Origin of the sequence: Streptomyces sp. SLBN-31 (assembly GCF_006715395.1) — a bacterium.
Taxonomy (GTDB): Bacteria; Actinomycetota; Actinomycetes; order Streptomycetales; family Streptomycetaceae; genus Streptomyces.
Genome location: NZ_VFNC01000002.1, coordinates 717888 through 739942, shown reverse-complemented (window position 1 = coordinate 739942; position 22055 = coordinate 717888). Strand labels below are relative to the sequence as shown.

20 protein-coding genes are annotated in these 22055 nt (G+C 72.7%); 13 read left to right on the top strand and 7 right to left on the bottom strand.

Features of this window, described 5'->3' with window-relative positions; translation table 11 throughout:
- Nucleotides 1–133: 133 nt before the first annotated feature.
- Together FBY22_RS23370 and FBY22_RS23365 are read left to right on the top strand one after the other, a co-directional pair.
- A complete protein-coding gene (locus FBY22_RS23370; protein WP_142148982.1) occupies nt 134–1189 on the top strand; it encodes a MerR family transcriptional regulator in 1056 nt (351 codons plus the stop codon).
- Nucleotides 1190–1395: 206 nt separating this feature from the next.
- Nucleotides 1396–2640: an NAD(P)/FAD-dependent oxidoreductase gene (locus tag FBY22_RS23365; protein WP_142148980.1), complete on the top strand. Its 1245-nt coding sequence runs from the start codon at nt 1396–1398 to the stop codon at nt 2638–2640.
- A 12-nt stretch (nt 2641–2652) separates the two neighbouring features.
- On the opposite strand, the gene FBY22_RS23360 is transcribed toward FBY22_RS23365, so the two are convergent.
- The 3 genes from FBY22_RS23360 to FBY22_RS23350 all read right to left on the bottom strand — a co-directional run bounded on the left by FBY22_RS23360 (nt 2653) and on the right by FBY22_RS23350 (nt 7145).
- Nucleotides 2653–4167 carry a cryptochrome/photolyase family protein gene (locus tag FBY22_RS23360; RefSeq protein WP_142152472.1) on the bottom strand — a complete coding sequence of 505 codons (1515 nt, stop codon included), beginning with the start codon at nt 4165–4167 and terminating at the stop codon, nt 2653–2655.
- Nucleotides 4164–5537: a deoxyribodipyrimidine photo-lyase gene (locus FBY22_RS23355; protein ID WP_142148978.1), complete on the bottom strand. Its 1374-nt coding sequence runs from the start codon at nt 5535–5537 to the stop codon at nt 4164–4166. The genes FBY22_RS23360 and FBY22_RS23355 overlap by 4 nt, the downstream gene beginning before the upstream one ends.
- A gap of 78 nt (nt 5538–5615) precedes the next feature.
- A complete protein-coding gene (locus FBY22_RS23350) occupies nt 5616–7145 on the bottom strand; it encodes an SDR family oxidoreductase (RefSeq protein WP_142148976.1) in 1530 nt (509 codons plus the stop codon).
- A gap of 92 nt (nt 7146–7237) precedes the next feature.
- On the opposite strand from FBY22_RS23350, the gene FBY22_RS23345 reads away from it, so the two are divergent.
- From FBY22_RS23345 to FBY22_RS44275, 4 genes are all read left to right on the top strand, one after another.
- Nucleotides 7238–7747, top strand: a complete 510-nt coding sequence (locus FBY22_RS23345; protein ID WP_399211701.1) for a MarR family winged helix-turn-helix transcriptional regulator — start codon at nt 7238–7240, stop codon at nt 7745–7747.
- Nucleotides 7748–7894: 147 nt separating this feature from the next.
- On the top strand, nt 7895–10051 hold the full coding sequence (locus tag FBY22_RS23340; RefSeq protein WP_142148975.1) for an MMPL family transporter: 2157 nt from the start codon (nt 7895–7897) through the stop codon (nt 10049–10051).
- Between the two features lie 3 nt (nt 10052–10054).
- Entirely contained in the window at nt 10055–10834 is a 780-nt protein-coding gene (locus tag FBY22_RS23335) for a SigB/SigF/SigG family RNA polymerase sigma factor (protein WP_142148973.1), read from the top strand.
- A gap of 119 nt (nt 10835–10953) precedes the next feature.
- Nucleotides 10954–11121: a hypothetical protein gene (locus FBY22_RS44275; RefSeq protein WP_174267247.1), complete on the top strand. Its 168-nt coding sequence runs from the start codon at nt 10954–10956 to the stop codon at nt 11119–11121.
- 64 nt (nt 11122–11185) lie between these two features.
- On the opposite strand, the gene FBY22_RS23330 is transcribed toward FBY22_RS44275, so the two are convergent.
- Nucleotides 11186–12112, bottom strand: coding sequence for a class I SAM-dependent methyltransferase (locus FBY22_RS23330; protein WP_142148971.1), 927 nt, complete (start codon nt 12110–12112; stop codon nt 11186–11188).
- Between the two features lie 73 nt (nt 12113–12185).
- Nucleotides 12186–13232: an acyl-CoA dehydrogenase family protein gene (locus FBY22_RS23325; protein ID WP_142148969.1), complete on the bottom strand. Its 1047-nt coding sequence runs from the start codon at nt 13230–13232 to the stop codon at nt 12186–12188.
- A 97-nt stretch (nt 13233–13329) separates the two neighbouring features.
- Between FBY22_RS23325 and FBY22_RS23320 the strand changes: the two genes are divergently transcribed.
- The 4 genes from FBY22_RS23320 to FBY22_RS23305 all read left to right on the top strand — a co-directional run bounded on the left by FBY22_RS23320 (nt 13330) and on the right by FBY22_RS23305 (nt 17922).
- Nucleotides 13330–13680, top strand: coding sequence for a YciI family protein (locus FBY22_RS23320; RefSeq protein ID WP_142148967.1), 351 nt, complete (start codon nt 13330–13332; stop codon nt 13678–13680).
- A 5-nt stretch (nt 13681–13685) separates the two neighbouring features.
- Complete coding sequence (locus FBY22_RS23315) at nt 13686–14882, top strand: RNA polymerase sigma factor (protein ID WP_142148965.1); 1197 nt, start codon at nt 13686–13688, stop codon at nt 14880–14882.
- 109 nt (nt 14883–14991) lie between these two features.
- Nucleotides 14992–16323 (top strand): aldehyde dehydrogenase family protein, encoded by a 1332-nt coding sequence (locus FBY22_RS23310; RefSeq protein ID WP_142152470.1) that lies wholly within the window; start codon nt 14992–14994, stop codon nt 16321–16323.
- Nucleotides 16324–16614: 291 nt separating this feature from the next.
- Nucleotides 16615–17922, top strand: coding sequence for a chloride channel protein (locus tag FBY22_RS23305; RefSeq protein WP_142152469.1), 1308 nt, complete (start codon nt 16615–16617; stop codon nt 17920–17922).
- Here FBY22_RS23305 and FBY22_RS23300 read toward each other — a convergent pair whose 3' ends face one another.
- Nucleotides 17923–18729, bottom strand: a complete 807-nt coding sequence (locus FBY22_RS23300; protein WP_260845085.1) for a YhjD/YihY/BrkB family envelope integrity protein — start codon at nt 18727–18729, stop codon at nt 17923–17925.
- Nucleotides 18730–19056: 327 nt separating this feature from the next.
- On the opposite strand from FBY22_RS23300, the gene FBY22_RS23295 reads away from it, so the two are divergent.
- Nucleotides 19057–19713, top strand: a complete 657-nt coding sequence (locus FBY22_RS23295) for a GAP family protein (RefSeq protein ID WP_142148962.1) — start codon at nt 19057–19059, stop codon at nt 19711–19713.
- A 29-nt stretch (nt 19714–19742) separates the two neighbouring features.
- Here the strand turns inward: FBY22_RS23295 and FBY22_RS23290 are convergent, their stop codons facing one another.
- Complete coding sequence (locus FBY22_RS23290) at nt 19743–21053, bottom strand: hypothetical protein (RefSeq protein ID WP_174267246.1); 1311 nt, start codon at nt 21051–21053, stop codon at nt 19743–19745.
- A gap of 169 nt (nt 21054–21222) precedes the next feature.
- Here FBY22_RS23290 and FBY22_RS23285 point away from each other — a divergent pair, with 169 nt between their 5' ends.
- Together FBY22_RS23285 and FBY22_RS23280 are read left to right on the top strand one after the other, a co-directional pair.
- Nucleotides 21223–21645, top strand: coding sequence for a DUF6325 family protein (locus FBY22_RS23285; RefSeq protein ID WP_142152467.1), 423 nt, complete (start codon nt 21223–21225; stop codon nt 21643–21645).
- A 93-nt stretch (nt 21646–21738) separates the two neighbouring features.
- A complete protein-coding gene (locus FBY22_RS23280; RefSeq protein WP_142148960.1) occupies nt 21739–22050 on the top strand; it encodes an SHOCT domain-containing protein in 312 nt (103 codons plus the stop codon).
- Nucleotides 22051–22055 lie beyond the last annotated feature (5 nt).

Sequence of the window (22055 nt, the reverse complement as noted above, 5' to 3'; positions counted from 1 at the left end):
TGCGTCGGACGAGCGGGCTGGCGAGCGGGCGGACCGGACATGTCCGCCGGAGCGGGTGCCGGTTCGCCCATGCTGGAAGTCCGGGAACAAGGTCATCAACTCGCATCGTTTCTGCGTCGTATAGGCTCCCTTCATGAGCGAAGCGGCCGCGTACGGCGATGCCACGCACGGCGAGGAGCGGGGCGAGGCGCAAGCCGCCACCGAGGCGGGCGTGCCGCTGACGACCGGTGCCCTGGCCCGGCGGCTCGGCGTCTCGCCCACCACGCTGCGCTCCTGGGACCGCCGCTACGGCATCGGCCCCGCAGCCCGCGCCGACGGACGGCACCGCCGTTGGACCAGGCAGGACGTCGCGGTGCTCGAGGCGATGTGCCGGCTGACCTCGTCGGGAGTACCGCCCGCGGAGGCGGCCCGAGCCGCGAAGGAGACGGCCCACACCCCGCCGGGAACGGCAGAGACGTACCTCCGGCCAGCGACGCCGAGCACCTCCAAAGCGGCCGGCACACTGCCCCTCGGCGATGTGCGCCAGGAGTGCCGGGGGCTGGCCCGGGCCGCCGTACGACTGGACGCCCCGGCCGTCGAGGCGCAACTGGCCGCCGCCGTGGACCAGTACGGCGTCGCCGTCGCCTGGCAGGAGGTGATGGCGCCGACCCTGCACGCCGTGGGGCGCAAGTGGGCCTCTTCCGGTGACCGCTACGTCGAGGTCGAGCACATGCTGTCCTGGCACGTGTCCACCACCCTGCGCCGCCACACCCCGGCCCCCGAGCGTCAGGGCGATGTGTCGGCGACCGGGCCCGTCGTGCTCGCCTGCGTGCCCGGCGAACAGCACACCCTGGCGATCGAGGCGCTCAACGCGGCCCTCGGCGCACTCCACGTGCCGACCCGGATGTTCGGCGCCGCCGTGCCGGTGGAGGCGCTCACCGCGGCGGTGCAGCGACTGGGGCCGTCGGCCGTGGTCCTGTGGGCGCAGGCGCGCTCCACCGCCAGCCTGCCGCTGGCCCGGCACGTCGCCGACACCCAGTGGGGCGTCAAGGGCGCGCGCCGCGGGCCGCTGGTCGTCCTGGGCGGACCCGGCTGGTCGGGCCCCTCGACACGGGGACTGCCCAGACCGCAAACCCTCCCGCAAGCCCTGGACCTCCTGTCCGGCACCCACGCCACCCACCGGGGCGAGGCGACCGCCGAACGCCCCTGAGGAGCCGGTGTCGGCGTCCAGCCGGCGTCGCCCGTCAGGCCCACGCGACCGCAGCCTCGCACGGCCGTGCGCCACCCCGCGCGGCAGTCGGAGGCGGTAGGGGTGGGCGCATCCGGGGAACGTGTGGCAGCGGAAGGCATCGACGCAGGCGTGCGTCGGCGCGCCGCCATCGCCGACCGGACGTCCGAGACCTCTAGGAGCCCGACATGCCCGCGCCCGCCCGTACTCCCGACGTCCTCGTGATCGGCGCGGGGGTCGCCGGACTCGCCTGTGCCCGGGACCTGCTCGCCGCCGGGCTCGAGGTCGACGTGGTCGAGGCCTCCGACGCGGTCGGCGGGCGAATGCGCTCCGACCGCGTCGAGGGCTTCGTCGTCGACCGTGGCTTCCAGGTCTTCAACACCTCCTATCCGCAGATGCGGCACCGTGTGGCGCTGCGCGACCTCGGGCTCCGGCCGTTCACGCCGGGCTTCCTCGTGCACACTGCGGACGGCAGACTCCGCTTCAGCGACCCCACGCGGCGCCCCCGCACCCTGCCCGACCTGCTCCCGGGACGGCTCGCCGGCCCGCGTGATCTGGCGGCGCTCGGCCTGCTGACGGCGCGGGACATGCTCGCGCCGGTACGCCTGGTGAAGCGCTCGCGGGAGAGCACCACCCGGACAGCGCTGGCCGGCGCGGGCTTCTCCGAGGACTTCGTCGAGCGCTTCTTCCGCCCGTTCCTGTCGGGGATCTTCCTGGAGGACGAGCTGGAGACGTCCAGCCGGTTCTTCCATCTCGTGTGGCGCAGCATGCTGCGCGGCACCCTGTGCCTGCCCACCGCCGGGATCGGGGCGGTGCCCCGCGCGCTGGGTGCCGCGCTGCCGACCGGCACCGTCCGGCTGGAGACGGCCGTGACCGGGCTGACGGACGAGGGCGCCGTCACGGCCGACGGCACCGAACTGCCCGCCCGCACGGTGGTGGTGGCCACCGGGCCCGGCCCGGCCGCACACCTGCTGCCCGGGCTGGACCTGCCCGACTACCGGACGGTGACCACGTACTACCACGTTGCGCCGCGTCCGCCGCTGGCCGAGCCCACCCTCCTGGTCGACGAGCGCCGCCGTTTCCTCAACACGTGCGTCCTCAGCGAGGTCGTCCCGGCGTACGCGCCGGCCGGCTCCGCCCTGGTGGCCACCTCCGTCCTCGGCAGGGACGCCGAGAAACGGGAGACGGCGGTGCGCGAGGCACTCGCGGAGGTGTACGACGGCGACACCGGCGGCTGGGACCTGCTGATCACCCGCACGGTCCAGGACGCGCTGCCCGCGATGCCGCCGCCGCAGCCGCTCAGCCGCACCACCCGTGTCGGCCCAGGCCGCTACGTGTGCGGCGACCACCGCTCCACCGGCTCGGTCCAGGGCGCCCTCGCCTCGGGAGCACGCGCGGCCCACGAGGCACTGCGGGACCTGCACCGCGCCTGAAGGGCGGAGGCGTCAGGGCGGCCCGTCGCCGCGGCGCTTGTCCTCGCGCAGGAGTTCGTCGAGATCCTGGAGACGGTCCAGGCCGCGCACCGCCCGGGTCATGCGCGGGTTGGGTTCCAGGCGGGCGCGATGGCGGTGCAGGAAGGCCCAGTAGCCGGCCGTGAACGGGCAGGCCGTCTCGCCGACGCGGTCGGTGGGCCGGTAGGCGCACGGGTCGCACAGGTCGCTCATGCGGTGCACGTACGCGCCGCCCGAGGTGTACGGCTTGGTCGTCATGCGTCCGCCGTCCGCGTACTGGGACATGCCGACCACGTTCGGCAGTATCACCCAGTCGTAGCCGTCGACGAAGCAGCGGTGGAACCAGTCGGTCGCCGCCGGGTCCCAGCCCCGTTGCAGGGCGTGACTGCCGAGCAGCATCAGGCGGGGGATGTGGTGCGTCCAGCCGGTGTCGCGCACCTGTGCCAGGACCGTGGCGAGACAGCGCGCGGTGACCGCGTCGGCGTCCAGTTCCAGGAACCACTCGGGCAGCGGCGCGCGGTGGCCCAGCGCGTTGCGGTGCCGGTAGTTCTCGCCGAAGTACCAGTACAGCTGCCACACGTACTCGCGCCAGCCGGCGATCTGCCGTACGAATCCCTCGACGCTGTTGATCGGCGCGGTCCCGGACCGCCAGGCGTCCTCGGCGCGCTCGACGCATTCCAGCGGACCGAGCAGTCCGAGGTTGAGCGAGGACGACAGCAGGCTGTGGCTCATCACCGGGTCGCCCGCGAGTACGGCGTCCTCTTGTGGGCCGAAGCCGGCCAGCCGGTGTCCGACGAACCGGGCGAGCGCGGCCAGTGCCTCGCGGCGGGTGGCCGGGAACCGGCGGGGGCCGTCGCGTCCCACGAACCGGATGCCCTCGTCGCGCTCCCAGCGGTCCAGGTCGTGGCGGACCTTCGCGTCCAGGTCGTCCTCGCGCGGCCGGTACGGCGCCGGGGCGCCCAGTGTCCTCACTCCTTTCGGCGGCGGCTCGCGATTGTCGTGGTCGTGGTTCCAGCGCCCGCCCGCGGGGGCGTCACCGTCCAGGAGGAGGCCGTGCCCGCGTCGCACCCAGCGGTAGAAGTCTTCCTGCAGCAGCCGTTGTCCGCCGTGACCGTCCGCCCAGGCGCGGAAGTCCGCGTGCGGGACCAGAAAGCCGCGCGCGGGCAGCACGGTGACGTCGGCCGACGACGACACCAGCCGTAGCGCGGCCCGGGACGTGGGGTGATGAACCGTCGCATGCCGTCCGGGAAAGGCCCTCTGCAGTCCTTCGCGGTACGTCTCCGCCTTCACGTACGTCACCCGGTCGCCGAGTTCCGCGGCGCGGTGGCGCATGGCGGACAGCACGAGGTGCGCCTTGGCGCGGTGGAAGCGGCGGCGGAAGACGGACCGGGCCTCGATCATCACGACCGGTGCTCCGCGGTCGCGTCCGCCGTCGCCGGGGGTGAGGAACTGCGGGCCGAGCTGGTCGCCGAACAGCCAGTGGGGGGTGGCCGTATGAGGGCTCCTCAGTCGCGGGCGCGGGCCTGCTTGAAGCGGGCGAGGCCCTCGGAGAGTTCGACGACGGGATCCGGGTAGCCGTCGAGCGCGGCACGGTCCAGGCCCCGCAGCTTCCACGGTTCGTGCACCGACAGGCCGTCCAGCCCGGCGAGTTCGGGGACCCAGCGGCGAACGTACGTGCCGTCCGGGTCGTAACGCTTGGCCTGGGTGACGGGGTTGAGGACCCGGTTGGGGCGGGTGTCGGTGCCGGTGCCCGCCATCCACTGCCAGTTCAGCTGGTTGTTGGCGATGTCGCCGTCGACCAGGAGCTCCAGGAAGTACCGGGCGCCCACCCGCCAGTCGACGTACAGGGTCTTGCACAGGAAGCTCGCGGTCAGCAGCCGGCTGCGGTTGTGCATCCAGCCCTCGTGCCGCAACTGGCGCATCGCCGCGTCGATCACCGGGTAGCCGGTGCGGCCCTGCTTCCATGCCTCGACGTCCTCGCGGGCGGTGCGTTCCGAGCGCCAACGGTCGTGCTTGGTGCGGTAGTCGGCGGTGGCGGCCGCGGGCCGGGCGGCCAGGACCTGGCGGTGGAAGTCGCGCCAGGCGATCTGCCGTACGAAGGCCTCGGCGCCGGGGCCGGCGACCTTGCGGGCCCGGTGGACGAGTTCGACCGGGGAGAGGGTGCCGAAGTGCAGATGGGGCGAGAGCCGGGAGGTGGCGTCGCCGGCCATGTCGTCGTGGCGGTCCTCGTAGGCGGCGACCCCGTCGCGCAGCCAGGCGGCCAGCCGTCTGCGGCCCTCCACCTCCCCGCCGGGCGCCAGGCCCTCCGACAGCCCCGACAGCGCGGAACGGGTGGGCAGTTCCTCGGAGGCGACCCCGTCCGGGACGCGGACGGTGCGCGGTGCGGCGAACGTGTCGCGAAGATGCGTCTGCGCCCACTGCCGGAAGTACGGGGTGAAGACGGCGAAGTGGTCCGAGGAGGCCGGGGTGACCGCGCCGGGCGTGACGGCCGTGGTCACCGTCTCGTGGACGTGCAGGCGCCGCCCGTCCGACTCCAGGGCGCGGCGCAGCCGCCGCTCGCGCAGGTGCGCGTAGGCGCTGACGTCACCGGCCATGTGGACCTCGTCGGCGTCGGTCTCGGCGACCACCTTGCACACCTCCTCGACGACGTCACCGGAGCGCATGATCAGCCGGCCGCCCCGTTCGCGCAGTGCGCTGTCGAGATCGCGCAGGCAGTCGGCGAGGAACGCCAGCCGGTTGGGCGCGGCGAACCCGGCACCGGTGACGCTCTCGTCACGCACGAACAGCGGCACCACCGTCTGGGCCTCGCAGGCGGCGCGCAGTGGGGGATGGTCGTGCAGGCGCAGGTCGGCGGTGAACAGGACGACCGAGACGTTCATGGTGCTTCTCTCCGGGGCGGCGAGTGGTGGGCGGCCGATCAGGTGTTTCCGGCGCGGTGGACGCGGCGGATGCGGCCGTCAACGGCTCGGTGCGTTTTCCCTCTCGGGGGTGGTGGGCGTGCGCGACGCGGTGAGCGCGATGTTGCGGGCCATGCCGCCGAAGACGACGGCGTGGAAGGGGGAGACGCTCCACCAGTAGGCGTGGCCGAGCAGCCCGTGCGGGTGGAACAGGGCCCGCTGGCGGTAGCGGGTGCGGCCCTCGTCGTCGGTGTCGGCGCACATCTCCAGCCAGGCCAGTCCAGGCAGCCTCATCTCGGCCCGCAGCCGCAGCAGGCGGCCCGGTTCGATCTCCTCCACGCGCCAGAAGTCCAGCGAGTCGCCCGTGCGCAGGTGTGCCGCGTCGCGTCGGCCCCGGCGCAGTCCCACGCCGCCCACCAGCCGGTCCAGCCGGCCCCGTACCGCCCAGGCCAGCGGGAAGGAGTACCAGCCGTTGTCGCCGCCGATCCCCTCGATCACCCGCCACAGCGCCTCGCGGGAGGCGTCCACGAGGAGCTCCCGCCGGTCGGTGTAGAGGCTGCCGCCCGCCCAGTCGGGGTCGGTCGGCAGTGGATCGCTGGGCGCGCCCGGCACCGACGCCGACGACCAGCGGGTGGTGACCTGGGCGTCGCGCACGCGCTGCAGGGCCAGCCGTACCGCCTCGTCGAAGGCGATCGGCCGGCCGGGGGCGTCGGGCACGTACCGGGCGATGTCGTGCTCGTGGCAGACGACCTCGTGGCGCAGCGACTCCGTCAGCGGCCGGGCGATCGACGCAGGCACCGGGGTCACCAGCCCGACCCAGTGGCTGGACAGGCCGGGGGTGAGCACGGGCACGGGGAGGATGACGCGACGCGGCAGTCCGGCGATGGCCGCGTAGCGCAGCATCATGTCCTTGTACGTCAGCACGTCCGGACCGCCGATGTCGAAGGCGCGGCTGACGTCGGCCGCCATCCGGGCGCTGCCGACGAGGTAGCGCAGCACATCCCGTACCGCCACGGGCTGGATCCGGGTGCGTACCCAGCTCGGGGTGATCATCACCGGGAGGCGTTCGGTGAGGTAGCGCAGCATCTCGAAGGAGACGGAACCGGAGCCGATGACGACCGCGGCGCGCAGTTCGGTGGTGGGGACACCGGAGCCCCGCAGGATGCGGCCGACCTCGGCCCGCGAGCGAAGGTGCGGCGACAGCTCGCTCTCCGGCACCTTCGAGGGCGTCAGGCCGCCGAGGTAGACGATGCGCCGTACGCCCGCCTCCCGGGCCGCGGCGCCGAAGACGCGGGCCGCCTTGCGGTCGGTGTCCTCGAAGTCGCCGCCGGAGCCGAGCGCGTGCACCAGGTAGTAGGCGACGTCGATGCCGCGCATGGCCTCGGCGACGGAGTCGGCGTCGGTGACGTCGCCGCGCACGACCTCCGCCTGCCCGGCCCAGGGGTGGTCGCGGAGTTTGCCGGGGGAGCGGGCCAGGCAGCGCACCCGGTACCCCTCGGCGAGGAGTTCCGGCACCAGCCTGCCGCCGATGTATCCCGTCGCCCCGGTCACCAGGCAGCGCAACCCCGGTCCGTCGTCGTCAGCGTTCATCTTCTGCGGGCCCTTCGTGTCGGTGTCCCTGTGATCACTTCCACGCGGACGCCGGGATCGGATGCGGGCGGGCGCTTCTATAGGCTGATCGCGTGGCCAGAGCAGACGAGCGGGAGCAGCGAGCGGTGACGCCGGGACCCGACCGGGCGCTCCCCGCGGGGATCGACCTGCACTCCCTCGCCGTGCAGCTGCGCCGGATGAACGGTGAGATCAACCGTCTGGCGCACGGCTTCGCGGGCGAGCAGGGGCTGCACGCCACGGACGTCCAGGCCCTAGCGGCGATCCTCGACGCCGAGGAGCCGATGACTCCGGGCCGGCTGCGTGAGCACCTCGGTCTGACCTCCGGCGCGGTCACCGCCTGCGTCGACCGGCTGGAACGCGCGGGGCACATCCGCCGGGTCCGGGAGAGCGCCGACCGCAGGGTGGTGCACCTTTACTACGCGGCCGACGGGCGGGCCGCGGCCCGCGCCTACTTCCGGCCGCTCGCGAAGGCGGCGGAGGCGGCCTGCGGAAAGTTCAACGACGGGGAACTCTCCGTGGTGCTGCGCTTCCTGGCGGCCATGAACGAGGAACTCGCTCCGCTGCGGTCTCCCGGCGACTGACCGACCCCGTACCGGAACACTCCCGCGAAAGCCGGTGCATCCGGCGAGGCTCCCGCGGCGGAAGATCGGGCGTCACTTACCATCGACGCTACTTATCTCAATCGTTGAGATTGTTTTCCATTGGGATACTGAGGAGCTTGGAGAGTCATGTCCCTCACCCCGCGACGGGGCCGCTTCGTCGTACCCCTGCTCCTGCTCGTCGTCTGGCTCGGCATCGGCGGGGCACTCGGTCCCTTCGCCGGACGGCTCGGCGAGGTCGCCACCAACGACCAGGCCGCCTTCCTGCCGCGCAGCGCCGAGTCCACGAAGGTGATCGGCGAGCAGCGGGCCTTCCAGCAGGACGAGACGCTGCCCGCGATCGTCGTCTGGACCGACGACGAAGGCGGTCCGGTACGGGACCGCCAGGCCGCCGCCGGACGCGCGCTCGCCTCCCTGTCCGACGTGTCCGGCGTGGTCGGTGAGGTGTCTCCCGCGCTTGTCTCGAAGGACGGCAAGGCCCTCGAAGGCGTCGTACAGCTGAGGCCCGATCTCGGCGACCGGCTGCCGGACACCCTCGACCGGCTGCGCGCGGCCGCCGAGCGGGTGCCCGGCAGCACGGTCCAGCTGGCCGGACCGGCCGCCAGCGGGGCGGACCTGGCCGACGCCTTCGCCGGCATCGACGGACTGCTGCTGGCCGTGGCCCTGGTGACCGTGCTGGTGATCCTGCTGCTGGTCTACCGCAGCGTCCTGCTGCCCCTGGTGATCATCATCGGGGCCGTGTTCGCCCTCGGACTGGCCTGCGCGGTCGTCTACGCGCTCGCCGACCACGACCTCGTCCGCGTCGACGGACAGGTCCAGGGCATCCTGTCCATCCTTGTCATCGGCGCGGCCACCGACTACGCCCTGCTGATCACCGCCCGCTACCGGGAGGAACTGGCCGAGCGGACCGACCGGTACGCCGCCGCGAGGGCCGCGCTCAGGCAGTCCTGGGGCGCCGTCGTGGCCAGCGCCGCGACCGTCGCCCTGGGACTGCTCGCCCTGCTGCTGAGCGACCTGACCAACAACCGCGCGCTCGGCCCGGTCGGAGCCATCGGCATCGTCTGCGCCGTCCTCAGCTCGCTGACGTTCCTGCCCGCCGTGCTCGTCCTGCTCGGCCGGGCAGCCTACTGGCCCGCCACACCCCGCCCCACCGGCGCGCAGAGCGGCGGCCACGGCGTGTGGCGGCGCGTCGCCGCCGTGGTGGACCGGGCGCCCCGCAAGGTGTGGGCGGTGTGCCTGGCCGCCCTCGTGGTGTGCGCCGCCTTCGCCCCGACGCTTGCCTCCAAGGGCGTCCCGCTCGACGAGACCTTCGTCAACGACGCGCCGTCCGTGGCCGCCCAGAACACCCTCGCCCAGCACTTCCCCGGCGGCTCGGGCAACCCCACCGTCGTCATCGCGAACGCCGACCGCGTCGACCGCGTGCTCGCCGCGGCCCGCGGCACCGAGGGCGTCGCCTCCGCGGCCGGGGTCACCGCGTCCGGACGCCCCGGCGGCGCCCCCAAGGTCGTGGACGGCCGCGCACGCGTCGACGTCACCCTGAACTCCGCGGCCGACAGCGACAACGCCAAGGACACCGTGGCCCGGCTGCGGAAGGCCCTGCACGCCGTGCCGGACGCGCGGGCCCTGGTCGGCGGCTACACCGCCCAGCAGTACGACACCCTGCGGACCGCCGAACGCGACCGCACCCTGATCGTTCCGGTGGTCCTCGCGATCATCTTCGTGATCCTGACGCTGCTGCTGCGCTCCCTGCTGATGCCCGCCCTGCTGGTGGCCACGGTGGGACTCAACTTCCTCGCCACCCTTGGCGTGTCGTCCCTGGTCTTCCGGCACGTCTTCGGCTTCACCGGCAGCGATCCCTCGGTGCCGCTGTACGGGTTCGTCTTCCTGGTGGCGCTGGGCGTCGACTACAACATCTTCCTGATGTCCCGGGTGCGGGAGGAGTCCCTCAGGCACGGGGTGCGCGAGGGTGTCCTGCGCGGTCTGGTCGGCACCGGGGGAGTGATCACCTCGGCCGGCGTGGTGCTCGCCGCGACCTTCGCCGCCCTCGGGGTGATCCCGCTCGCCTTCCTCGCCCAGATCGCCTTCATCGTCGCCTTCGGCGTGCTCCTCGACACGCTCGTGGTGCGCTCCCTCCTGGTGCCCGCCCTCGTCCGCGACCTGGGCGCCGTCGCCTGGTGGCCCGGGCGGCTGTGGCGCTCGGCGCCGGACAGCACTGCATCCGTCACGGCCGGCCGCGACGAAAAGGAAGCGACACCCCGACCGGCCGGGGTCTCGACCGAGGAGTGAACCGTGCGCCTGCAGAACGCCGAACCGGGCCCGGGAGAGGCCCGCGCCCGGTCCGGGCCGCTGTTCGAGCGGCTGCGCTCCCTGGAGGAGCGAACCGCCGAGTACGCGTACGTCCGCAACACGCTCGTGGAGCTGAACATGTGGATCGTGCGGCAGGCGGCGCGGCGCTTCCCGGCCCGGCGCGAGATGAGCGACGACGTTCTGCAGGCGGGCGCCATCGGGCTGATCAAGGCGATCGACCGGTTCGACCCGGCGCGCGGCTTCGTCTTCGAGGCCTATGCCGTGCCGACGGTCGTCGGCGAGATCAAGCGCTTCTACCGGGACACCACCTGGGCCGTCCACGTACCCCGGCGGCTGAAGGAGTGCCGTGGAGTGCTGCGGGAGGCCGTCGTCGCGTTCGAGCAGTCCGAGGGGCGCTCGCCCCGTGTCAGCGAACTCGTCGAACGCACGGGCCTGTCGGAGGAGGAGGTGGTGGAGGGGCTGCAGGCGGCCGACGGCCACGAGGCCGTCTCGCTCGACGCGCCCCTCGGCTCCGGCGCTGACGGCACCGAGATCGCCGAACGGCTCGGCGCCGAGGACCCCGCCCTCCGCCGGACGGACGACCTGGTCACCCTCGCACCCCTGCTCGCCGCCCTGCCCGAGCGCGAGCGCCGGATCCTGACCATGCGCTTCCTCCACGACATGACGCAGAGCCAGATCGGAGCCGAGCTCGGCATCTCCCAGATGCACGTCTCCCGGCTGCTGAGCCGGACCCTCGCGGGGTTGCGGACCCGGCTGCGCTGAGCCGTTTGACGGATTATCGACAAATCTCTTCACCGGATCGGACATGTCGGCGCGCACAGCGGGCAGTCGCACTGTACGAAAGTGATGGTCCGAGACCGAATCCGGAGGTGTCTGCCGCTATGGGCGCGAAGGTGTTGGAGCGGTTTCCAGCGGGAGCTCCGCGCGGATCGTGGCCGGCGGAGGAGTATGCGGCCAAGCGACGCGCCGAAGGCGAGTCCGCGACGGTCGTCATGGACCTGAAGTCGGACGCCTTCCTCGTGGTGGTGCCGGCGGGCGACGAGGACTGACCGTGGGTGGACGGGCCGCATCATGCGGCCCGTCCACCCACGGCCACTCCGGCGCAGGAGTCTTTCAGGGGCGGTTCGCCAGGGCGCGGCGGACCGCCCTCGTGACGATCGGCGGCAGCAGGTCCGCACCTATCCGGCGCGCCCGGGACCGGGAGCGGCGGGAGGCCGGAACCGGCATGGTCGCGGGGGCCGGCTCCGGGGCGACCACCTGCGGCTCGGGCTCCCGGTAGTGGCGGGAGCGGGGAAACGGCGGGGCCTGCATGCCCTTGAGGGCGCGGGTGCGCACCAGCCGGTGGCCCGCGGCCTCCTGCACGCTCAGACCGACGTCCGTGCGGGCCCCCAGCATCTCCAGCAGCTCCTCCTGCACGGGCTCCGGATCACCCCAGGTGCCGTACAGCTTCTGCGTGCTCAGACAGACCGGGCGCAGGCCGCGGTTGAGCACTGCCTCCCAGGTGGCGACCGAGACGCCGGGGGTGTGCTCGGAGCGGAAGTCGTCGAGGACCACGATGCCGCCGGGCAGCAGCAGGTCGTGGGCGGCGCCTATGTCGTCGCGGACGTGCTCGTACAGGTGCGAGGCGTCGATGTGGACGAAGCGGCAGCTGCGCGGGGCGACCTCCGCGGGGATCACGGAGGTGGGGGCCTCGAGCACCCGTGGCAGGGCGTCGTGGAAGGAGAGGTAGTTGCGCTCGAAGGCCTCCCGGGTCAGGGAGGAGTACGACTTCGCCGTCTCGGCCCTGTTGGCCCCGTCCGGCGCCTCGCCGCCGAAGAGGTCGCAGACCGTGAACTCCTCGCCGTCCCGGCGGTTTTGACCGAGCAGGATCGCGCTCTTGCCCATGTACGCGCCGAGTTCCAGCAGGTCGCCCCTGAGGCCCGCGGCCTCCTGCCGTTCGAGGAACCAGGTGAACAGGAGCTGGTCCAGCGGCGGGAACCAGCCGGGGACGTCTTTGAGTTCGCCGGGGAGTGTGATGTCGGTTGCCTGTGCGGTCGCCATGAGGCGATTCTGCTCACTGGGCGGGGCCGAAACCGTCACCGGATTGAACGTCCGATGAACAGCCGAACCGGCCTCAGATCCGCGCGAGCGCGGCGAGATGAGCCCGGCGCACGTCGGTGGTCTGGCCCTGCACCAGAAGGAACAGGCCCTCGCGGGCGAGCCGTTGGGCCGGGCTGCCGAGGTCCATGGCGCGTCCGCCTCCGACCACCACGGCCGCCGTCGTGGCGGCCCGCATCAGGTCGTACGCGCGGGCCTTCAGCTCCAGCCGTTCCGCGATCCGCTCGTGCGGCACGGGGTGCGCGGCCAGCGCGTACGCCCGGCCGCGGACCTCGACGAGCCGCGTCCGCAGGGCCCGGGCCGTCTCGCTCTCACCGGCCTCCTCCACCACCCGCAGCGCCGCGTCGGCGACGCCGAACACGGCGGGGGAGGCGTTGGTGTTGCGGGGCAGATCGACGAGGGCGAACTCCTCCCGCGCGGTCCGCAGCACCACCGACTCGGCGGGCAGCCACAGGCCGTCCAGGTCCAGCGACACCGTGCGGGCCGCCGTCAGTGCGGCCAGCCGCATCGGCGGCGACGGGCGCAGCCCCGGCTGCTCGCGGGCGTCGGCGAACGCGAACACCACCTCGTCGGAGTCGGTCACCCCGGCCAGCAGCATCACGTCGTTCAGGCCCCAGCCCGTGTACCAGGGCACCCTTCCGTCGAAGCGCCAGCCGTCCCGATCGGCCGTCGCCCGCACCGGCACCCGTGGAAAGGCCCGTACGTGCGCGAACGCGATGCCGGCCAGCAGCTCGCCGGTCGCCAGCGGACGCAGCAGCCGCTCCCGTACCGGTAGCCGCGACGCGGCGAGCATGCGCACCGGCGAGTGGTGCTGGGTCTGCACGAACCAGGTCGAGCAGCAGGCTCCCGCCAGGACCTCCTGCACCTCCCGTACCACCGCTTCGGGGGCGCCCGCACCGCCGTACTCCCGCGGCGCGGCCACCCCCAGCAGCCCCGAGCGCCTGAGCGCCTCGATATGACCTGCGGGCACCGACTCCCGGTCGACGCGCTCCGCGTTCGGGGCGAGGAGGTCGCGGGCGAGGGTCCGGGCGGTGGCCAGGAGCGGGTGCGGTGCGGCGGTCATGGAAGATTCTGCCGATCGGGTCGCGCGCGGTGTCGATCCGCGGGTGTGCCGTTCGTGTAGGAGGTGAGACATCAGTTACGACGCCTAGGAGGACGTCATGACGTACTACCTGCTCAGCGTGGTCACCCCCACCGACGGCACGCCCCCGGAGCCCGACGCGATGGCCGCGATCATGCGGGATGTCGAGGCCTTCAACCAGGAACTGCGCGACGCCGGCGCCTGGGTCTTCGCCGGCGGTCTGCACGCCCCCGAGACCGCGACCATGCTGCGGTCCGAGAGCGGCGACGTCCTGATCACCGACGGGCCCTTCGCCGAGGGCAAGGAGTACCTGGGCGGGCTGTGCCTGATCCAGGCCGCCGACCTGGACGAAGCGCTGGAGTGGGGCAGGAAGGCGGTCCGCGCCACCACGCTGCCGATCGAGGTCCGGCCCTTCGTGGAGAGCCACTAGTGCCCGTGCCCGACACCGTCGACGTCGAGGCCGTGTTCCGCGCGGAGTACGGCCGGGCGGTCGCCGTCCTGGTGCGCTTCCTCGGCGACATCGACCTCGCCGAGGAAGCCGTCCAGGACGCCTTCACCACCGCCGTGCAGCGCTGGCCCGATACCGGCGTGCCACCGAGCCCGGCCGGCTGGATCATCACCACGGCCCGCAACAGGGCGATCGACCGGCTGCGCCGGGAGGCGTCACGCGACGAGCGACACGCCGAGGCCGCCCTGCTGCACGCCGCCGACGCACCGGCCGAGGAGGGCCCCGTGCGCGACGACCGGCTCCGCCTGATCTTCACCTGCTGCCACCCCGCGCTCGCCCCCCAGGCGCGGGTCGCCCTGACCCTGCGCCTGCTGGGCGGGCTGTCCACACCGCAGATCGCCCGCGCCTTCCTCGTGCCCGAACCGACCATGGCGCAGCGCCTGGTCCGTGCCAAGGCCAAGATCCGTGCCGCCCGGATCCCCTACCGCGTACCGCGTGACGCAGACCTGCCCGACCGACTGGCGGGCGTGCTGGCCGTCGTCTACCTGATCTTCAACCAGGGGTACGAAGGCTCACCCGGGCTGTGCGCGGAGGCCGTACGCCTCGGCCGCCTCCTGGCCGAGCTGATGCCGGACGAGGCCGAGGTCACCGGGCTGCTCGCGCTGATGCTGCTCGTCGAGTCGCGCCGGGACGCCCGCGTGGACGCGGACGGTGCGCTGGTGCCGCTGCCCGAGCAGGACCGCGAGCGCTGGGACCGCGAGCTCATCGCCGAGGGGCAGTCCCTCGTACGACGGTGTCTGCGCCGCAACCGGCCCGGCCCGTACCAGATCCAGGCCGCCATCCAGGCCGTCCACAGCGACGCGCCTCACGCGCGGGTCACGGACTGGGGGCAGATCGTACAGCTCTACGACCAGCTCATGGCCGTCGCCCCGAGCCCGGTCGTGGCCCTGAACCGGGCGGTCGCGATCGCCGAGACCGAGGGGCCGAGCCGGGCGCTGGACCTCGTCGACGCCCTGGACCTCGACTCGTACCACGTCTTCCACGCGGTCCGCGCCGACCTGCTGCGCCGGCTGGGCCGCGAGACCGAGGCCGCACGGGCCTACGAGGCGGCCGTCGAACGCGCCGAGAGCCCAGCCGAGCGCGCCTTCCTGGAAGGCCGCCGACGGGAGCTCCCGTCCATGTGACGCCAATGCTGGGAGCGACCCGCCTCGCTGCCGGAATTTATTTTGGTGTATGAAAGGTTGGCATATACACCTGACCATGCAGACCCGACCGTTCCACCAGCGAGGCACCATGAACCAGCCCACCCCCGAGCAGCCCGCCGACCTCGTCGCCCGGCTGCGCGCCACCTTCCGCAGCGGCCGCACCAAGCCCGTCGAGTGGCGCACCACCCAGTTGCGCCGCCTGCGCGAGATGCTCACCGAGAACGGTCCCGAGCTGGCCGCCGCGCTCCACGCCGACCTCGGCAAGAGCGCCGCCGAGGCCGACCGCACCGAGATCGGCTTCACGGTCCGCGAGATCGACCACACCCTCGACCACCTCACCGACTGGCTGCGCCCCGAACCGGCCCCGGTCCCGGCCCACCTCGGCGAGGACACGCGCGCCTGGACGCAGTACGACCCGCTCGGCGTCGTCCTGGTCATCGCGCCCTGGAACTACCCCGCCCAACTCCTGCTGGCCCCGCTGGTCGGCGCGCTCGCCGCGGGCAACGCGGTGGTCGTCAAGCCCAGTGAACTGGCCCCGGCCACCTCCGCCGCCCTGGCCCGCCTGCTGCCGGAGTACCTCGACACCGACGCGGTCGCCGTCGTCGAGGGCGGCATCCCCGAGACCACGGCCCTGCTCGCCGAGCGCTTCGACCACATCTTCTACACCGGCAACGGCACCGTCGGCCGCGTCGTCATGCGCGCCGCCGCCGAGCACCTCACCCCCGTCACCCTCGAACTCGGCGGAAAATCCCCGGCGTTCGTCGACCGGGGCGCCGACCTCGACGTCGTCGCCGACCGGCTGGCCCGCGGCAAGTTCCTCAACGCCGGGCAGACCTGTGTGGCCCCCGACTACGTGCTGACCGACCCGGAGACGGCCGCCGCCCTGGAGCCGGCCCTCACCCGCGCGGTCGAGGCGCTGTACGGCGACAACCCCTCGGCCTCCGGCGCATACGGCCGGATCGTCAACGAACGTCACTTCGACCGGCTCACCGGCCTGCTCGACTCGGGCCGCACGGTCGTCGGCGGCGTCGGAGACCGCGCCACCAAGTACATCGCCCCGACCGTGCTGGCGGACGTCGACCCCGAGTCGCCGGTGATGCGGGAGGAGATCTTCGGGCCGATCCTGCCGATCGTCACGGTGCCCGGGCTGGACGAGGCGATCGACTTCATCAACGACCGCGACAAGCCGCTCGCCCTGTACGTCTTCTCGGAGTCCGGCGACACCCGCGACCGGATCGCCGCCGAGACGTCCTCCGGCGGCCTCGGGCACGGTCTGCCGCTCGCCCATCTCACCGTCTCCGACCTGCCGTTCGGCGGGGTGGGAGAGAGCGGCATGGGCAGCTACCACGGCCGCTACTCGATCGAGACGTTCAGCCACCGCAAGGCGGTGCTGGAGAAGCCCTTGAGCCCGACCCGCTGAGAGGGCCGTCCCGGCAGCGGGGAGCGCCACCACGCCGGGAACGGTCCGCGCTGTCGGCGCCAGGGCGACCGGTCCGCCTGCCGCACCATCGCTCCGCGACGGCGAGCACCTTCGTTCCGCTATGGGTATGTTCGTCGTGCTATGCGCCGAGGGGTCATGCGGTGGTCGGCCCGACACCACCGCGTGGCGTGGCGCCGACCCCGGGAGGACCCCATCGCCGGAACGACGTCGGAGAGCGGCTCCGGGCCCGCGGCGCGCAACCAGCCCCCGGAAGCCGATCTGCTGCGCACCATGCTCGGCCGGCCGGACTACCGCAGGGCCCTGGTGTTCTGCGGGCTCATCGGGATTCCGGTGGCGCTGATCGCGTTCTGGTTCCTGGTGGCGGTCCACCGGCTGGAGCAGCTGATCTGGACGACCTGGCCCAAGGATCTGGGCTGGAAGCAGGCCCCCTGGTGGTGGGGGGTGCCCCTGCTGACGGCGGCCGGTCTGGTCGTCGGCGTGGTGGTCGCGCGGCTTCCGGGCCGGGGCGGACATGTCCCGGCGGCGGGCCTGCACTCGGGGGGCGTCACCCGGAAGGCGCTCCCGGGAGTCGTGATCGCCGCCCTGGTCGGTCTGCCCCTGGGCGCGGTACTGGGACCCGAGGCACCGCTGATCGCGATGGGCGGGGGACTGGCCCTGCTGTTCGCGAGGCTGGTCCGGGCGCCGGAAACCGACGCCAGCACGTCGCTGCTCGGTGCGGCCGGGGCCGCGGCGGCCATCTCCGCTCTCTTCGGGAACCCGATCGTGGGCGCGGTTCTGCTGATGGAAGTCGCCGGGCTGGGCGGGCCGCAACTGTTCGCGCTGATGCTGCCGGCCCTCCTCGCCAGTGGGGTGGGGGACCTGATCTTCACCGGGTTCGTCCGATGGACCGGCCTGGAGACGGGGAGCCTGTCCATCGGCCTGCCCAAGCCGCCGCCGCTGGACTGGGGGGACGTGCTGTGGGTGCTGGTACTGGCGCCCCTCATCGCGTTCCTCGTCCACTGGGCCTTCGTCGGCGGCCGGTTCGCGGCCCGCTTCGTCACGACCCGGACCGTGCGGAACACGACAGTGTGCGCGCTGGGCGCGGCGGTCTGCGTCACCCTCTACTCCGTCACCACGGGTCGGTCGCCGGCCGACGCGGCCCTGTCCGGGGAGACCACGCTGGCCGGACTGGCACAGGACCCGCACGCCTGGTCGGTGGGCGCCCTCATCGCCGTACTGGTCTTCAAGGGGCTGACGTACGCGCTGTGCCTGGGCAGCCTGCGCGGCGGCCCCGTCTTCCCCGCCCTGTTCCTGGGCGGCGCGTTCGGTGTGCTGCTTTCGCCGCTGCCCGGCCTGGGGCTGGTCCCGGCGATGGCGGCCGGGATGGCGGCGTCGGTGACCGCGGCCCTGCGACTGCCGGTGAGCAGTGTCGTCCTGGTCGTGCTCCTGCTGGGCAATGTGGACACCGTGGCACTCGTGGTGCTCGCGTCGGTCGTGTCCTTCGTGCTCAGCCAGCGCCTGCCGCAGGGACCGCGGATCCCCGCGGTCGGGGAGCGGCCCGCCGAGCGGGCGGCCACCGAGGCACCTCGCGCCGGCTGACTACGCGCGGCCGGCACCGGTGACCGGCGGCGCGAGCGTGCCCAGACGGCGGGTCGCCCAGGGCTCACGGGCGATGACCGCGCCTGCGGTGATGCACAGGGCCACGACCACGCAGAGCGAGATGAGCCAGGACAACACGGTGAACACCGCGCCCAGCGAGCCGTACTTCTCCAGGCTGCGGTTGAGCGCCCGGGGCACGTAGAGCGACGCGGACGACGTCAGGACGCTCAGCGCCGTGCCGGTCAGCAGCGCACCCGGCAGCAGCGGAAGCCACGGCAGGCGCGCGGCCAGCAGCAGATGCTGCGTCCACCACCAGATGCCGGTCTCCGCGACCAGCAGCAGCGGCACGCCCAGCCACAGGCCGAGACCGAAGCCGTCGCGCAGGGGCCCCTGCACTCCGAACATGAGCAGCCACGCCGCGAGCCAGGCGATCCAGCGCCAGGCGGCCAGCCGGGCGCCCGCCTTGGGCATGCTCCAGGCGCGCTCGCACAGGCGTTGCATGGCACGGCTGCACGCGGTGGCCGAGATGAGGACCATCAGCCCGCCCACCACACCGGTGGTCTGCCGAAGCTCGTCGGAGGGACCTGCGGTGCCCTGCATGACCTTGGTCAACTCGGCCTCCGAGCTTCCGGACAACCCGAAGGCGTCGCGCACGGACGTGACGAACTGATCGCGCAGCGACGGCGGGGCGATGGAGGCCACCACGAACAGCAGCGGAACGGCGGTGAGGAACGCCTGGGCGGCCAGCCGGGTCGCCGAGTCGAGCACGTTCACCGAGATCAGGTGCGACAGCAGGTGGGTGATCACCGGGAACCGGGTCTCGGCGCGGCTTCGCAGCCCCGTCAGCCGGGCCCGCGTCGAGGAGCTCCGCTTCCGCGCCGATGCACGGCGTGACGGGCGGTCCGGACGGTCCTTTCCGGTCCCTGTCCGAGGCTGCATGCTTCCAGCCTGCCGCCCCTGCGGCCGAACGGCCCCCGGCGAGGGGCGCGGCGCGAGCCGAGCGGGTGAAGAGCACCCTCCGCGGCCAGGAGCCCGTGATCCCGCGATTTGTGGGGTGCCTCACCGCCGGTGAGACTTAAGCCATGGGCGAGAGCCGCTTCGTCGCGGGGCGCGCAGCGTCGTACCGGGGCCGTGATGGTGCTTGACCTGGTGGTCATCGGTCTCGCGATCGCCGTCTTCCCCCTGTCGGGGACCGCGTTCGTCCTCGTGCTGTCGGCCGAACGCGGCATCTGCAAGGGCCTGGCGTTCATCCTCGCCTGGCTGGCCTGTTTCGTGGCCGTCCTGGCCGCCGTACTGATCACCACCGGCGGCGAACCGCCGGCTCCCAAGTCCGCACCCTCGACCGCCGCGTCAGCCGCCAAGCTCGCCATCGGCCTCGGGCTCGTGGGGTTCGGCTGGTACCGGCGCAGGAACCGCGGGCGAACCGGCCAACGGCGCAGGTCCTCAGGCGGGTTGATGTCACGGCTCGACCGGTTGTCCATGTGGACCGCGGCGGCCTTGGGTCCGTTGCTCCAGCCCTGGGGGCTCGTGGCCGCAGGCGCGGCGACGGTGGTCAGCGCCGACCTGTCGCACGCCTCCTCCTACCTGGCTCTGATCGGTTACTGCCTCCTCGCCGCGAGCAGTCTGCTGACCATGGAGATCTACACGACGTTCGCCCCGGACTCGGCGCGGGTGCGCCTCGGCAGGCTGCGCACCTGGATCGAGACCCACCAGGAGCAGGCGCTCGTGAGCGTCGCCCTTGTGGCCGGGCTGTTCCTGGTGAGCAGGAGCATCGCCCAGCTGACGTCCTGAGCCCACGACACCGCCGAGCGGCCGGACGGTCAGACCGCACCGGGTGCGCCGCTGGGCCCCGGGTCCAGGAACTCACGTACGGCGAAGGCGAGGAGCACGATCAGCGCGGTCCAGACGACCACCGCCGTGGTCGGGTAGCTCCAGGTGAACAACACGATCGCGGCCACTGCCAGGATCGTCACCCCGATCCACTTCTTGAAGCGGTGCACGAACCGGCCCACCGGACCCAGCCGCAGTCCCGCCGAGACGGACGCGTCCCGCCCCGCGCCGATGCTCCGGCTGAAGAAGTGACGCGTGAACACGGCCCCGTGGGAGGGACCGACGAAGAACGCGCCGATGGCCGTGACCAGGGCCAGCGCCCCGACCGCCCGCACACTGGAGCGCAGGAAGCGCACCAGCGCGTCGTAGACGGCGCCCGCGGCGTCCGAGTTGGTGCCCGGCGGCAGATGGTCCAGGTACACCGCGCGGAAGACGGTCAGCGCCACCCCGAGCAGCACCATCGCGAGGAACACCCCGATCGCCGCACCGATCAGCGCCCGCCTGCGATGGACCGCCAGGAACACGCCGGCGGCGGCGATCAGCACCGCGATGACGGGCAGCCAGTTGCCGACGATCTGCAGCACCCGCATGTACGACTTGACCTTGCCGACGTCCTTGCCCTCGACCACGACGAAATCGGTGTGCACCGTCGGGATGTTGGACGCCACCCCCAGCCCCGCGTCGACCAGTCGCTGCTTCACCTGGGCCACGATGGGCCCGACGTCGACGGCGACCTCGTTGTCCTTCAGCCGTACGACACTGTCGCTGTTGCCCGTCAGCGCCTTGTTCACGGCGCTGTGGGCCCGGCGGTTGGCGTTCGTCCAGGCCGTCTCGAAGGCGGGGCTGGAGACCACGCGCAGCACGGTGTTGCTCACCAGTTGCTTCAGGCCGTTCTCGATGGGGCCGTCCAGATTGCCGACCAGGGTCGCGATCCGTGGCGGCACGCCCTTCTGCGCGGCCGCGTCGCTCAGCTCCTTCACGAGCCCGTCCACGTCGACCCGCTGGAGAACGGCGTCGGTGACCCGGTTGGTCACCGCCTTCTGGATGTCGGGGTTCGACGCGAGCGGCGCCATGGTGGCGACGTAGCGATCGGTGTCCCGGACGATGCTGTTCGCCCACACCGCGACCACGGCGAGCAGGGCCAGCAGCGACGCCAGGATGATCAGGAGGGCCGAACCGAGCGCCCGCATCCGGTGCTTGGGCTTGTGCCGGGCGCTCTCCAGTTCGCTCACCCGACGCCGCAGTTCTTCCAGCTCGCCGTCCTGCGGCCGCCCAGGGGGGAGTGCGTCGCTGTATGTCATGTCTTCAAGGGAATCCCGGCTGAGCAGGATGGTCGAGCCCTGCGCAACCGGCCGGGTGACACGGACGGACCGGGACACAAGGTGCGGTGGCCCATGTCCGGTGATGGAATGACAATCAGGGGACGTACGCCTGCCAGAGGTGATCACCGTGAGCGAGCAGTTCGAGGACATGGGGCCGATCGACTACGTCGTGGTCGAGTTCCCCGGCAGTCACATGACGGGCGAGGGCTTCCCCCTGCTGGTCGACCTGGTCGACCGCGGCATCATCCGCATCCTGGACCTGAGGTTCATCAAGAAGGACGAGGACGGCTCGGTGACCGCCCTGGAGATCGCCGACCTCACCGGGGACGGGCACCTCGACCTCGCCGTCTTCGAGGGGGCCAGCTCCGACCTGCTGGGGCAGGACGACCTGGAAGAGGCGGCCGCGGCGGTGGAGCCGGGCAACTCGGCCGGCCTGCTGGTCTACGAGAACCTCTGGGCGGCGCCCTTCGCCCGCGCCCTGCGACGCGGCGGTGCGCAACTCGTCGCCTCCGGGCGCCTGAACGTACAGGCCGTCCTCGCCGCCCTCGAGGCCGCCGAGGCGGCGTCGTGAGGTGCGGCACGGGCCACGGAGAACTCGTGATCCGGTGACCGGTGAACAACAGACAGCGTCGTTCCACGACTTACGGGTGAGAGGCGATATCCCATGCCAGGACTTCTTCGCGGGGTTGCCCGCACGGCTGTGGTCGCGGGCACGGCGACCGCCGTGTCCAACCGTGTCTCCCGTCGCCAGCAGGGGCGTTGGGCCGCCCAGGCGCAACAGTCACAGGGCTACCAGGAGCCCCAGGGCTATTACCAGCAGGCGCCGCCGCCTCCGCCCCAGCCGGCGCCCACCACCTCCACGACCGAGGACATGACCAACAAGATCGACCAGCTCAAGCAGTTGGGCGAGCTGAAGGCCCAAGGCGTCCTGACGGAAGCCGAGTTCGAGGAACAGAAGCGCCGGCTGCTCGCGTGACGGTC